This window comes from Streptomyces sp. WMMB 322, assembly GCF_900090145.1.
Classification (GTDB): domain Bacteria; phylum Actinomycetota; class Actinomycetes; order Streptomycetales; family Streptomycetaceae; genus Streptomyces.
The window spans coordinates 98,305-110,882 of sequence record NZ_FMHI01000022.1; the positions used below are offsets into that span (position 1 = coordinate 98,305).

Genomic DNA, 12,578 nt, shown 5'->3' on the forward strand with positions numbered 1-12,578 from the left:
CTCCGGCGGCGTGCCCGGCCCCGGTGCGCGGCCGCCCGGCGTGTGCGCGAAGCGGCGCGTGTGCCGCAGCCGCTCTACCGCGGGCCGGGCCCGGGCATCCACGCACCCCGCTCGGTGAGGACGTCGCGCAGTGTTTCGATGTGATCGGTCACAATGCCGTCAACTCCCAGGTCGAGCAACTCCCGCATCCGGTTTCGCTCGTTGACGGTCCATACGTGCACTTGCATCCACCGGGCGTGTGCCGCACGTACGAACGCGGCGTCCACCAGGCGGATCCCCGAGCGGTGTTCGGGAACCTGGACGCACACGGCGCTCTCCCGCACCGCCCTCGCCGGTACCAGGCCGTACGAGCGCAGCCGCAGCCTCACCACGCCGCGCGTGCCGAGCGAGGTGGCCAGCCGGGGGCCGGCCATGGCCTGCGCCCGCGCCACGCGGTCCTCCTCGAAGGAGCCCACACACACGCGAGCCCATGCGCCCTGTTCCGAGAGCAACTCCAGCAGCGGCACGAGGGCGGGCTCGGCCTTGACGTCGATGTTCCACCGCGCTTCCGGGAAGGCCCGCAGCAGGTCCCGCATCAGGGGGAGGGGCTCGCTGCCGCCGACACGGGCACGCCTCACCTGCGACCAGGGCAGTTCACTGATCGGGCCGCTGGCGTCCGTCATGCGGTCCAGCGTCTCGTCGTGGAAGGCGACGAGGCGGCCGTCGGCCGTGGCGTGCACGTCCGTTTCGAGATAGCGGTAGCCGAGGGAGACCGCGCGGGCGAAGGCGCTGTGCGTGTTCTCCAGCCCGTCCGCGGCACCGCCACGGTGGGCGAGGGCCAGCGGACCGGGATGGTCGAGGAAGGGATGGCGCGGCTTGCGGCGCAGCGCTGCCGGATGTGAGGGGAAGGAGACCGGGGGCTTCCGAGGATCGGTGCTCATCACCGCCGCAGTATCGCGCCCCCGCGCCACCATGCGCGCCTGCGCCCCACGGTCTCGTCCTCGTTGCGCCGGCCGGTGCCGCGTGCCACCACGTGCGAGCTGCCGGGGAAGATGAGCGGTGCACCGTCGGACGGTCCCGCCGGTGCTGCCGGTACGGCGAAGACCCGCAGGAAGAGCTGGGAGAGCGGGCCGATGGCGAGCGCGTACACGACGGTGCCGGCGCCTGCGGTGCCGCCCAGCAGCAGTCCGGAGACCAGCACCGTCGCTTCGATCCCGGTGCGTACGAGGCGGACCGAGCGGCCCGTGACCCGGTGCAGGCCGGTCATCAGGCCGTCCCGCGGGCCCGGGCCGAAGCGTGCGGAGATGTACAGGCCGGTGGCCACCCCGTTGAGTACCACCCCTGCGGCCACCGCGAAGATCCGCAGCGCGAGCGCGTCAGGTGCCGGTGTGAGCAGGATCGTGGCGTCCATCGCCACCCCGACCAGGACGACGTTGGAGACGGTGCCAAGTCCCGGCCGCTGCCGCATCGGCACCCACAGCAGCAGCACCACGGCTCCCGCGACGACGGAGACGGTGCCGATCGAGAGGGTGGTGTGCCGGGCAAGTCCCTGATGCAGCACGTCCCACGGCGGGAGGCCGAGACCGGACTCCACCATCAGTCCGATGCTGCCTCCGAAGAGGAGGAGTCCCGCGTACAGCTGCGCCAGGCGCCTGCCGGTGTGCCCGCCCGGCTGCGTCGGGCCGGACGGAGGTGACGGGCGAGACGGACGTGACAAGGGAGGCTCCTTCCCCTCCGGTGCACTGCTGGCTCCGGTGAGCAGTTGCGTGGCAGTCTGGTGCCAGGAAACAGGCCACATCCATGGCCAATCAGGGAGAGGTGGACCGCAATCATGGTGCAGTGGACCTCGGCGGTGGGTGCTCCGCAGCTCGCCCGGCTGCTGGCGTCGCAGCGCGCGGCCACCGCGGCCGACGCCGGACATCGAGTACCGGCCTACCGTTCGCTCGCGGACGGTGTGCGCCTCCTCGTGCTCGAAGGCCGCATTCCGGTTGCCGCCCGCCTGCCCGCCGAGCGTGAGCTGGCCGCGGCACTGCGCGTCAGCCGGACGACCGTCGCCGCCGCCTTCGAGGCACTGCGCAACGAGGGTTTCCTCGCCTCGCGGCGCGGCTCTGGCAGCTGGACGGCCGTGCCGGCGGGCAAGCCGCTGCCGACACGCGGACTGGAGCCGCTGCCGCCCGAGTCCGCCGGGTCGGTGATCGATCTGGCCTGTGCGACCTTCCTGGCGCCCGAACCCCACCTCACCGAGGCCTTCCAGGGGGCGGTCTCGGACCTGGCGCCCTACACGGACACCCACGGGAACTACCCCGGAGGGCTGCCCGCCCTGCGGGAGGCACTGGCGGCGCGCTACACCGCCCGCGGCGTCCCGACGATGCCCGAGCAGATCATGGTCACCACCGGCGCGATGGGCGCCGTCGCCGCGCTCGCACGGCAGCTCGTCCCGCGCAGCGAGCGCGTCGCCGTCGAACACCCCTCGTACGCCAACGTCCTGCACCTGCTGCGCGATGCGGGCGCCCGCCTCGTGCCCGTGCCCATGGCCGAAGGCCTGGCCGGCTGGGACCTGCCCGCGTGGCGGCAGGCGTTCCGCGAGAGTGCCCCGCGCATGGCGTACGTCATCGCCGACTACCACAACCCCACGGGCGCGCTCGCCCCGGACGATCAGCGGCGGGAGATGGTGGCGGCGGCACGCGCCGCCGGCACGGTCCTCGTCGCCGACGAGTCCATGACCGACCTGACGCTCGACGAGAACGTCGAACTGCCGCGCCCGATGGCCGCGTTCGACCCCGGCGGCTCCGCCGTGATCACCGTCGGCTCGGTCAGCAAGGCCGTCTGGGCGGGGCTGCGCATCGGCTGGGTCAGGGCGGCACCCGAGGTGATCCGCAGTCTCGTGGCGGCCCGTGTCTACGCCGACTTGGGCAGCCCCGTGCTCGAACAGCTCGCCGTGGCACGGCTGATGACGGGCGACGGCTGGGAGGCGGCGGTCGCGGCCCGCCGGGCGGGAGCCCGCGCCAACCGGGACGCGCTCGTCGCCGCGCTCCATGACAGGCTGCCCGACTGGGACTTCACCGTTCCCAGCGGCGGACTGACCCTCTGGACACGCACCGGCGGCCTGTCCGGCTCGCGCATCGCCGAAGCGGGGGAGCGCATCGGGGTACGGGTACCGGCCGGGACCCGTTTCGGTGTGGACGGGGCCTTCGAGGGCTATGTGCGGCTGCTGTTCACCGTCGCAGGGCCCGTCGTCGACGAGGCCGTGGCCAGGCTGGCCAAGGCGGCCGACCTCGTGCGCACAGGTGCGGTCGCCGACGGCGACGTGCCCCGCACCTACGTGGCCTGAGCCCTCGCCTCCGGCTTCGTCCGCGACGCACCGGAGGACTGCCCGGCCTGTGCCCCCAGCGCCTTTGCCTGTGCGGTGGTCAACGGAGGCAACAGCCCCAGCACGGCCTGGCGTTCGGCCTCACCGGCCGCGTCGTCCAGGGGGTCGGGCGCAGCCGGCACCTGTAGCCGGAGCACGGGCCCGGCGCCCAGCCGTGCGAAGCCACGTCCGGGACCCGCATGCGCCCCGGGCGGTGTGACGGTGACCTCGCCGAGCACCGCCCACATCTCCTCCGGCGACGCCTCGCCGAGCAGCACCCGGGCCCTGGTGCACGAGTGCACCGCCCGGCCCAACTCGGGTGCGCACTCGAAGTGTTCCGCCACCACGACCGTCACCTGCGCCGCCCGCCCGTGCCGCAGCGGCACCTGAAGCAGCTCCCGGGGGTCGCGTCGCCCCTCTGTGCGTGCGAGATGGCAGACAGCCGCGGGCCTGTCGACGACCACCCACAGCGGCCGCCGCACGTCCTCCGGGACGGGACGGCCTGCCTGGCGGGCGCGGCTCGCCGTCGTCAGCCGCCGTTCCGTCTCGTGCACCACCCACTCCAGCGACGCGACGGCCCCGCCGGCCGAGGTCTCCACGGCCAGTACGCCCTCACGCCCCGTCAGGCACGCGAATCCGCCCGAGCCGCTGCCGTCCACGACGACCACGTCTCCGTGCTGGAGTGCCTGGAGCACCACCGACCGCAGCAGTGTGCTCGACCCGGCGCCGGGCGTCCCGGCGACGAGCAGATGCGGCTCGCCCGAGCGCGCCCCCGTGCGCCATACCACCGGCGGGACGTCGCGTGCCTGCCCGGCGTCGTTCACCGGGATCCGGCGGGGCAGCGCCTCGGCGTCCGTGAACCCGAGCACGATCTCTCCGGGGCCCGTCACGAAGCGCTGGGCCCGGACGCCCTGCGGCAGAGGCGGAGGGACCGTCATCTCCAGCTGGTTGCGCTCCTCGTCCCATGCGAAGCGGTACTCGCGGTCGCGTCCGGACTTGGCGCCGACGCGCTGCTCCACGGCAAGCCGGTGGGCGGGATCGCCGTCGGGGAAGTGGGGCGGATACCGCAGCAGAAGACGTCCGATGCGGCCGTCATCGGTGAACTCGGCCTCCTCGAAAGCCCGTTCCCATGCGCCGTCGTGCGCGTACAGAGGGTCCGGATCGGGATCGTCCCGCAGCGTGAAGACGGGCACCAGCGCGTCGTAGACAGCCTGGAGGCGCGTGTTCTCCGCCTCCTCGCGGGCCGCTCCGCCCGCCGTCCGTGCACCGTCGCGTCCCTGCCAGGCGGCTGTGCCCACGACGACCGCGACGGCGAGGGCCGGCCCCCACGGCATCAGGGCCACCACCATCACCGCCACCGCGGCCAGGAAGAACACGGGGCCGCGCCGCTCCTTGGGCGCACGGGCCCACCAGCGCAGCACCAGCATCGTCAGCCGTGCCAGACCGCGGACGAGCACGACCAGCGGATGCAGCACGTCCAGCGCCCCGGCCGTGCCGGCCCGCAGAACGCGGCGGGCCGGACGTACGGCAGCACCCGCACCCGCCGGCTGCCGGGGGAACGGCCAACGCACCACGGAACCTCCTGTGACGAAGCGGCGCACAGCACGCCGGGCGGGGCGGCCCCGCACGCGACGTGCGCCGCGCTAGAACTTCAGCCCGCTGAGCAGGCCTGCGAGGCTGGCACCGCCCGCCTTGATGCTGGGGGCGAGGGCGGTGCCGGCCAGGTAGAAGCCGAAGAGGGCGCACACCAGTGCATGCGAGATCTTGAGCCCGTCCTTGCGGGTGAAGAGGAAGATGATGAAGCCGAGCAGGAGGACGCCGGAGATGCTGAGGATCATGGGGGACTCCTGATGTCGGGGGTGGTCACCCTGAGTCCTCCAAGAGTCACAGAAAGTGCGTGGGCTGGGAAACTGGCACACGGGTGATTTGCCGGACCGTGCCTTGTGCGGTGCTGGCACTGCGGCCCGAACTCCTGCCGCAGCAGCGGGTGTTGACGGCCCGGCTGCCGGAGGCTCCCCCGTGGCCCTCCGGCAGCCGGACCCGGAGCTTCAGTCCGAGCCCGTGAGCCGGGGTGTGTCCGCCGGTCGCCCCTCGGCTGCTGGTCACGCGCTCCGCGGCCGTCCGCTCCGTGGACGGGCCGCTTCTTCCGGAGTCCCGGCGAGGGCTTTGTCCGCAGATTGACCGATTCGTCATGGAATCATTCGCGCTGTGCTGTCGCTGATCCTTCTCCACTTCGCCGGGGCCTGTTGCGCTCCGCTCCTGGTGCGGTGGACGGGCACGCGTGCGTTTCTTCTGCTGGCCCTGATCCCGGCGGCGGCACTGGGATGGGCGGTCCGGCAGTACACGGGCGTCGCGGACGGGGAGGCGCTCGTCGAGCGGTGGCCGTGGATGCCCGACCTGGACGTGGGCCTGGATCTGCGCTGCGACGCGCTCGCCCTGCTGATGGCGGCCGTGGTCAGCGGCATCGGCGCGCTGGTGCTCGTCTACTGCGCGGGCTACTTCAGCCGCCCGGCGTTCTCGCTGGGCCAGTTCGCCGGGAATCTCACCGCGTTCGCGGGCGCCATGCTCGGACTGGTCCTCGCGGACGACCTGATCGTGCTCTACGTCATGTGGGAACTGACGACGGTCTTCTCCTACCTGCTCATCGGCCATGTACCGGAGCGCCGTGGCAACCGGCTCGCCGCGCTCCAGGCGCTGATCGTGACGGTCGCCGGCGGACTGGCCATGCTGGTCGGCTTCCTGATGCTGGGCCACGCAGCCGGCACGTACCGCATCTCCGGCATCCTCGCCGATCCACCGCCCGCCGACGGGACCGTCGCCGTCGCGCTCGTGCTGATCCTCGCCGGCGCCCTCTCGAAGTCCGCCCTGTGGCCCTTCAGCTTCTGGCTGCCCGGAGCGATGGCCGCGCCGACGCCCGTCTCCGCGTATCTGCACGCAGCAGCCATGGTCAAGGCAGGTGTCTACCTCGTGGCACGGCTCGCTCCCGCCTACGCCCACGCGCCGCCGTGGCAGGTCACGGTGCTCTCCCTGGGGGCGGCGACGATGCTGTTCGGCGGATGGCGCGCGCTGCGCGAGCGGGACCTCAAGCGGCTGCTGGCCTTCGGCACCGTCAGCCAGCTCGGCCTCCTGACCGTCCTGACCGGCACGGGGACACGCGACGCTGCGCTCGCCGGTACCGCCTTGCTGCTGGCGCACGCCCTGTTCAAGGCCCCGCTCTTCCTCGTCGTGGGCATCATCGACCACGCCACCGGAACCCGGCGGACGGACCGGCTCTCCGGACTGGCACGCTCCATGCCCGCCGCGTGCGCCATCGCCGTGACCGCGGGTGTGTCCATGGCCGCGCTGCCGCCGGTGCTCGGATTCCCCGCCAAGGAGGCCGCGTTCGCCGCCCTGCTGCACGGAGGCGGCGCCGGCGTGCCCGGCCCGGTGTCCGTCGCTGTGACGGCTGCGGTGACGGCCGGATCCGCTCTCACGACGGCGTACACGCTGCGCTTCCTGTGGGGAGCCTTCGCCACGAAACCCGTCGGCGAGGGCATCCACGAGCCCACGCCCGTCCGCGCCGGCACCGGTCTCCTTCTGGCCGCACCCCCCGCCGTGTGCGCGCTGGCAGGAGCGGCCCTGGGGCCGGGCGTCTCCAGCATCGCGCCGCTGCTCTCCCGGTATGCCCACGCGTTCCCCCCGTCCGGCGGCACGTACGAGCTGGCGCTGTGGCACGGGCCGGGCCTCGCGCTCGTGCTCTCCGTGCTGGCCTGGCTCGCGGGCGGCGCGCTCTTCCTCATGGGAGGCCGGATGGAACGCCTGGGGGAGAGGCTGGCGGTCACCGACGCCCGGCACGTCTTCGCCCGCCTGCTGTCCGGCCTCGAACGCACGGCCCTGGAGGTCACCGGCACGGTGCAGCGCGGATCGCTCCCGGTCTACCTCGGAACAGTCCTCGCCGTTCTGATCGCAGCGCAGAGCGCAGCCATGATCATCGCCCCGCCGTGGCGGCACGCCGGCCCGGTGCGCTGGTTCGACTCCGTGCCGCAACTCGGCGTCGCCGTGGTGGTGTGCATGGTGGCTGCGCTGTGTGCCGCATCCCGGCAGCGCATGACGGCGGTGGTACTGGCCGGCGTGACGGGCTACGGAACCGCCGTGCTGTACGTGCTGCACGGCGCACCCGACCTGGCGCTGACCCAGTTCGCCGTCGAGACCGTCTCCCTTGTGGTGTTCGTGCTCGTCCTGCGCAGACTGCCTGCCCGCTTCCCCGATGAGCGGCGCACCAGCGTGCCGCGGCGCCTCACACGGCTCGTGACCGGACTGGCCGCCGGAGGGTTCGCCGCCGTACTGACGTACGTCGCCGGAGCCGCCCGGCAGGCGCAGCCCGCGGGCCCCGAACTGATCGCCGCGACCCGGGCCGACGGGCTGAAGAACGTCGTCGCCACGACCCTGGTCGACCTGCGCTCCTGGGACACACTGGGCGAGTCCGCGGTGCTCGGCGTCGCCGCCGTGGGTGTGACCAGCCTCGTCTTCCTGCGCCGCCGCGCCGGAAGTCCCGTCACGACTGTGCCGCAGGGCGCCGGCCCGTCCGCGCATGTACGCCGCGGACTGGGCGCCGAGGGCCGCGGCACCCACCGGGCCGGGCACGTGTGGCCGGTCCATGCGCAACAAGCCGGGAGCGGCGCCCCCTCGCCCCGCCCGGGAGCGGGTGCCGTCCCCCGCCGTACTTGGCTGACCGCCAGCGGCACCCTCGACCCCGAACGGCGTTCGGTGATCTTCGAGGTGCTGGCCCGGCTGGTCTTCCACCCCATCATCGTGCTCTCCCTCTACCTGCTCTTCTGCGCCGAGAACCTGCCGGGCGGCGGCTTCGGCGCTGGCCTCGTCGCCGGGCTGGCGCTGTCGGTCCGCTATCTCGCGGGCGGACGGTACGAACTGGACGCTGCCGCCCCGGTCGACGCCGGTTTCCTGCTCGGGCTCGGCCTGATGACGATGACCGCGACGGGATTCGCCGGGCTGGTGCTGGAGGGTTCCGTCCTCAAGTCGGGCACCTACTACGGGAAGTTGCCGGTCATCGGAGACTTCCACGCCGCCAGCCCCGTGCTCTTCGACACCGGCATCTACCTGCTCGTCCTGGGGGCCGTCCTGGACGTGCTGCGCAGCCTCGGTTCCGAGATCGACCGGCGCGTCGAGCGCTCCCTCCGCGAGAGCGAGGGCACGGCCCGCGCCGGAGGGGAGGCCGCCAGATGAACGAGACGGTCGCGCTGGTGGCCACCGGCGGTGCACTCATCGCCGCGGGCACGGTCCTGCTGCTCAGCCGTCCCCTCACGCGCATCGTTCTCGGCACGGTCGTGCTGGGCAACGGCGTCAACCTCCTGCTCCTGGCCACATCCGGAGCCGCCTCCCGAGCACCGCTGCTGTACAAGGTCACCGGGCCCCAGCGGATCTCTGACCCCCTGCCGCAGGCGTTCGTGCTGACCGCCATCGTCATCACCCTCGCCCTGACGGCGTTCCTCTCCGCCATGGCCTACCGCGCCTGGCAGCTCTCCGGCAGCGACGACGTGCAGGACGACGCGGAGGACCTGCGCGTCGCACACCGCGCCGAGCACGGCGAGGAACACCGCGAGGAGGGCTCACGACGCCTGCCGCGGGAACGTGAACGCCGCGCCAGGCGACGTGAGTTGCTCGCACTCGGCGAGGAGGACGAGCGGCTGGTCCGGGAGGGCGTCCCGGGGCGTCCGCGGCGCGCCGGTGCCCACTACCACGAGGCACGTCGCCGGGCCCGCGCCGAGACGCGCCCGTCCCACGTCCGTACCGCACGCAGGGACGAGGACCTGACCGACGACCTGTGGGAGACGATCCTCGGGGCGGACCGTTGAAGGCCCCCGGCCCGGCATCCGCACCCTCGGCCGACCGCGCCGCCGGAGACATCCGGTGATCGCCGCGGTACCCCCGGGCACCGACGGCCCGGCATCAGCGCTGGTGGCCCTGCCGGTGGTGCTGCCTCTCTTCGCCGCGGGACTCAAACTCGGCGTGGGCGTACGCCTCCAGCGCACCCAGCGCGTCATCAGCACCGTCGTCCTCGCGACCGTCCTGGCCGTGGCCCTCATGCTGCTCATCGACGCGGACAGATACGGCCCGCAGGTGATGTACGCCGGAGGCTGGAAGCCGCCGGTCGGCATCGTCCTCGTCGCCGACCGGCTCTCGTCGCTGATGCTGGTGATCTCCTCGTCCGTGACGCTGTGCGTGCTGCTCTACTCGGTCGGCCAGGGCATGGCGGACCGGGAGGAGGGCACCCCCATGTCGGTCTTCCACCCCGCCTATCTCGTGCTGGTGGCCGGGGTCTCCGACACCTTCCTCGCCGGTGATCTCTTCAACCTCTACGTCGGGTTCGAGATCATGCTGACCGCCAGCTATGTCCTGCTGACGCTCGGCGGCACCGTCACGCGCATCCGGGCCGGAGCCACTTACGCGATCGTCTCGCTGCTCTCCTCCGTGCTCTTCCTCGCGGCGGTCGCCGTCGTCTACGCGGCCACTGGCACCGTGACCATGGCCGAACTCGCCCGCCGCTTCGACGAACTGCCGGGCGGGGTATCCCTGTTGGCGCAGATCTCGCTGCTGGCTGTCTTCTGCACCAAAGCCGCCGTCTTCCCCCTCGCCGCGTGGCTGCCCGACTCCTATCCGACGGCGCCCGCCCCCGTCACCGCAGTCTTCGCGGGACTGCTCACCAAGGTCGGCATCTACGCGATACTGCGCACGCAGACCCTGCTCTTCCCGGGAAACAGGCTCAGCGACGTACTGATGGTGCTCGCGCTGCTCTCACTGCTCGTGGGAATCCTGGGCGCGGTCGCACAGACCGACCTGAAGAGGCTCCTTTCCTTCACCCTCATCAGCCACATCGGTTTCATGGTCTTCGGTATCGCCCTGGCCACCCGCGCCGGATTCGCCGGCTCGGTCTTCTACGTCGTGCACCACATCACGGTGCAGACCACCCTCTTCCTCGTCGTCGGGCTCGTCGAACGCCGCGGTGTCACCACCGACCTGCGGCGGCTCGGCGGCATCGCGAAACTCTCACCCGCCCTGGGGCTGGTCTTCTTCGTCCCGGCCATGAACCTCGCGGGTATGCCGCCGATGTCGGGGTTCCTGGGCAAGTTCGGGCTGCTCCGCGCGGGCGTCGCACACGGCGGCGCAATGACGTACGTGCTGATCGCGGCGGGCTCCGCCACGAGTCTGCTCACCCTCTACGCCCTCGCCAAGGCGTGGAACCTCGGTTTCTGGCGGGCGGCGCCGCCGCAGCTGTACGTGGTGGGGGTCGTCCTCGACACCGTCGAGACGGACGAGGAGACACCGGGGGAACCCGCCGCCGTGTCCGAAGCGGGAGCCACCCCCGGGGGCAGCGGGGCGGTCGACGTCGACGTGCTCGCCGGGCGGGCCGAGGCCGCGAGCTTCGGCGGCCGCGCCATCACCACCGGTCAGCCGCCGGCGGCGATGCTCGCCCCGACGGTGGCGCTCGTCGCGTTCGGGCTGGCCTTCACCGTGTTCGCGGGGCCGCTGTCCTCGCTGACGGTCCGCGTGGCCGACGAGCTGACCGCACGCACGCCCTACGTGACGGCGGTGACGGGACGATGAGCGAACAACCGCAGACCGGACCGGATACGCCCCAGGGCACCCCACCGGGCGGACCGCCGGGCGCGGCACGCGGCGGGCCACCGGGCGGCAGCCCCCGCGGCCGCAGACGTCTCTCGGCGGCACAGTGGCCGACGGTGCTGGGACTGACCGTCGTGTGGGTGCTGTTGTGGGGCACGTTCAGCGTCGCCGACGTGGTCACCGGCATCCTCGTCGGCCTCGTCGTGTGCGTCGTCTTCCCGCTGCCGCCGATCGAGACCCAAGTGCGGCTGCGTCCTGTGGGCCTCCTGCGGTTCACCGTCCGGTTCGTCATCGACATGACCGTCTCCACCTGGCGCCTCAACCGGTACATCCTCGGGCCGCGGCCGCCGCTGTGCGCGGTGCTGGCCGTGCGGATGCGCACCCCCAGCGACCTGATGCTGACGGCGACGTCCGTCGCGGTCGCAGCCGTACCCGGCAGCAACGTCCTCGACGTGCACCGCGCGTCCGGGACGCTGTTCGTGCACGTGGTGGGGGCCGGGGGAGAGGCGGAATGGGAGCGGGCCCGCTACGAGGTGCTGCGCCTGGAGGACCGCGTCGTACGGGCCTTCGGCACGCGCGCCGACATCGCCGCGCTCGACGCCTGGGAGCGTCACGGGCCGGCGAACGGCAGCGGCGGCTCTCCCGGATTCGACGGGCCCGGCCCCGGAGCCGGCCCGGGCGGCACCGATGACACCGGTGGGAGGAGCGGCCCGTGGAAGCGGTCCTGAGCATCGTCATCGCCCTGCTGCTCACCTCCGGTGTGCTCGTCACCGTGAGGCTGGTGCGCGGACCCTCCACGCTGGACCGGGCCGTCGCGCTCGACGCGCTCGTCGCGGTGGTGATGGCCGGAATCGGTGTACTGACCGCGGCGCGCCAGATCCCGTACTACCTCCCGGCGTTGCTCGTCCTCGCCTTTCTGGGCTTCACCGGTTCCGTGAGCATTGCCCGCTTCCTCGCGCTGCGGGACGAGGCCGGAAGCGAGGATCCCGACGTGGACGACGGAGGAGACCGGCAGACAGCGGGGCACGACAGCGCCGCTCAGCCCGGCGGACCGGGCGGCGGACCTGAAGCGAGCGGCGGCACGGCGGAGCAGGGGAGTGGCGGATGACCTGGACCCAGCACAACTGGTCGGAGGCCGCGGACGTGGCGTCCCTGGTCTGCATGCTCGCGGGTGCCGTGCTGTGTCTGCTCGCCGGGATCGGGATGGTGCGGCTGCCCGACGTCCTCACGCGCATGCACGCCGCGACGAAACCACAGGTGCTGGGCCTGCTGCTCGTGCTCGTCGGGGCCGGGCTGCGGCTGCGCAACGTTGCGGACCTGGGGACGCTGGCCCTGGTCGGTTTCTTCCAGCTGCTGACGGTCCCGGTCGCGGCGCACATGGTCGGCCGGGCCGCCTATCGCACCGGAAGGACGGACCGTGAACATCTTGTCGTCGACGAGCTCGGCACGGCACCCGGCAAGAACCGCGACGGTCGGGACGGTTAGCCGGCGGGGCGGACAGCCGGACGGGTGCCCCGGCGGACGAGCGTCCGTCCGGGTCCGGCAGGGGGTACGGCCTGCTTTCGCGCGGAACACGGCGAAACGGTGGATTTTCCGTGACCGGAGGCCTCCACTGCGGTTCACCGGTGAA

Annotated in this window: 11 protein-coding genes; 7 read left to right on the forward strand and 4 right to left on the reverse strand. The window is 72.7% G+C overall.

Features of this window, described 5'->3' with window-relative positions; genetic code table 11:
* Positions 1 to 74: 74 nt before the first annotated feature.
* Complete coding sequence (locus tag H180DRAFT_RS26435) at positions 75 to 920, reverse strand: glycerophosphodiester phosphodiesterase family protein (protein WP_079100436.1); 846 nt, start codon at positions 918 to 920, stop codon at positions 75 to 77.
* The gene (locus H180DRAFT_RS28800) at positions 920 to 1,696 is read right to left on the reverse strand and encodes a membrane protein YczE (protein ID WP_254666195.1); all 777 of its coding nucleotides are present in this window, start codon (positions 1,694 to 1,696) and stop codon (positions 920 to 922) included. The genes H180DRAFT_RS26435 and H180DRAFT_RS28800 overlap by 1 nt, the downstream gene beginning before the upstream one ends.
* 114 nt (positions 1,697 to 1,810) lie before the next feature.
* Between H180DRAFT_RS28800 and H180DRAFT_RS26450 the strand changes: the two genes are divergently transcribed.
* Positions 1,811 to 3,310 carry a MocR-like transcription factor YczR gene (locus H180DRAFT_RS26450; protein ID WP_055488666.1) on the forward strand — a complete coding sequence of 500 codons (1,500 nt, stop codon included), beginning with the start codon at positions 1,811 to 1,813 and terminating at the stop codon, positions 3,308 to 3,310.
* Here H180DRAFT_RS26450 and H180DRAFT_RS26455 read toward each other — a convergent pair.
* Both H180DRAFT_RS26455 and H180DRAFT_RS26460 read right to left on the reverse strand, forming a co-directional pair.
* Positions 3,298 to 4,902 (reverse strand): hypothetical protein, encoded by a 1,605-nt coding sequence (locus H180DRAFT_RS26455; protein WP_074467012.1) that lies wholly within the window; start codon positions 4,900 to 4,902, stop codon positions 3,298 to 3,300. The two genes, H180DRAFT_RS26450 and H180DRAFT_RS26455, sit on opposite strands and share 13 nt — an antisense overlap.
* Before the next feature lie 69 nt (positions 4,903 to 4,971).
* Positions 4,972 to 5,166, reverse strand: a complete 195-nt coding sequence (locus tag H180DRAFT_RS26460) for a hypothetical protein (RefSeq protein ID WP_028434433.1) — start codon at positions 5,164 to 5,166, stop codon at positions 4,972 to 4,974.
* A gap of 370 nt (positions 5,167 to 5,536) precedes the next feature.
* Here H180DRAFT_RS26460 and H180DRAFT_RS26465 point away from each other — a divergent pair, with 370 nt between their 5' ends.
* From H180DRAFT_RS26465 to mnhG, 6 genes are read left to right on the forward strand one after another with little or no spacing between them, the layout of a single operon-like run.
* Entirely contained in the window at positions 5,537 to 8,551 is a 3,015-nt protein-coding gene (locus tag H180DRAFT_RS26465) for a Na+/H+ antiporter subunit A (protein ID WP_055488667.1), read from the forward strand.
* Positions 8,548 to 9,180, forward strand: coding sequence for a Na(+)/H(+) antiporter subunit C (locus H180DRAFT_RS26470; protein WP_055488668.1), 633 nt, complete (start codon positions 8,548 to 8,550; stop codon positions 9,178 to 9,180). The genes H180DRAFT_RS26465 and H180DRAFT_RS26470 overlap by 4 nt, the downstream gene beginning before the upstream one ends.
* Before the next feature lie 55 nt (positions 9,181 to 9,235).
* A complete protein-coding gene (locus tag H180DRAFT_RS26475; RefSeq protein WP_254666196.1) occupies positions 9,236 to 10,930 on the forward strand; it encodes a Na+/H+ antiporter subunit D in 1,695 nt (564 codons plus the stop codon).
* Positions 10,927 to 11,676, forward strand: coding sequence for a Na+/H+ antiporter subunit E (locus H180DRAFT_RS26480; protein ID WP_074467013.1), 750 nt, complete (start codon positions 10,927 to 10,929; stop codon positions 11,674 to 11,676). Before H180DRAFT_RS26475 ends, H180DRAFT_RS26480 begins: the two co-directional genes overlap by 4 nt.
* Positions 11,661 to 12,056, forward strand: a complete 396-nt coding sequence (locus H180DRAFT_RS26485) for an MrpF/PhaF family protein (protein ID WP_074467014.1) — start codon at positions 11,661 to 11,663, stop codon at positions 12,054 to 12,056. Before H180DRAFT_RS26480 ends, H180DRAFT_RS26485 begins: the two co-directional genes overlap by 16 nt.
* Positions 12,053 to 12,433, forward strand: coding sequence for a monovalent cation/H(+) antiporter subunit G (mnhG, locus tag H180DRAFT_RS26490; RefSeq protein WP_055488669.1), 381 nt, complete (start codon positions 12,053 to 12,055; stop codon positions 12,431 to 12,433). Before H180DRAFT_RS26485 ends, mnhG begins: the two co-directional genes overlap by 4 nt.
* The last annotated feature ends 145 nt before the right edge of the window (positions 12,434 to 12,578 follow it).

Excerpts from the sequence above, each read along its gene's own strand:
- H180DRAFT_RS26435 (WP_079100436.1), bottom strand. The coding sequence starts at position 920 with ATGAGCACCGATCCTCGGAAGCCCCCGGTCTCCTTCCCCTCACATCCG.
- H180DRAFT_RS26450 (WP_055488666.1), top strand. The coding sequence starts at position 1,811 with ATGGTGCAGTGGACCTCGGCGGTGGGTGCTCCGCAGCTCGCCCGGCTG.
- H180DRAFT_RS26460 (WP_028434433.1), bottom strand. The coding sequence starts at position 5,166 with ATGATCCTCAGCATCTCCGGCGTCCTCCTGCTCGGCTTCATCATCTTC.
- H180DRAFT_RS26470 (WP_055488668.1), top strand. The coding sequence starts at position 8,548 with ATGAACGAGACGGTCGCGCTGGTGGCCACCGGCGGTGCACTCATCGCC.
- H180DRAFT_RS26480 (WP_074467013.1), top strand. The coding sequence starts at position 10,927 with ATGAGCGAACAACCGCAGACCGGACCGGATACGCCCCAGGGCACCCCA.
- mnhG (WP_055488669.1), top strand. The coding sequence starts at position 12,053 with ATGACCTGGACCCAGCACAACTGGTCGGAGGCCGCGGACGTGGCGTCC.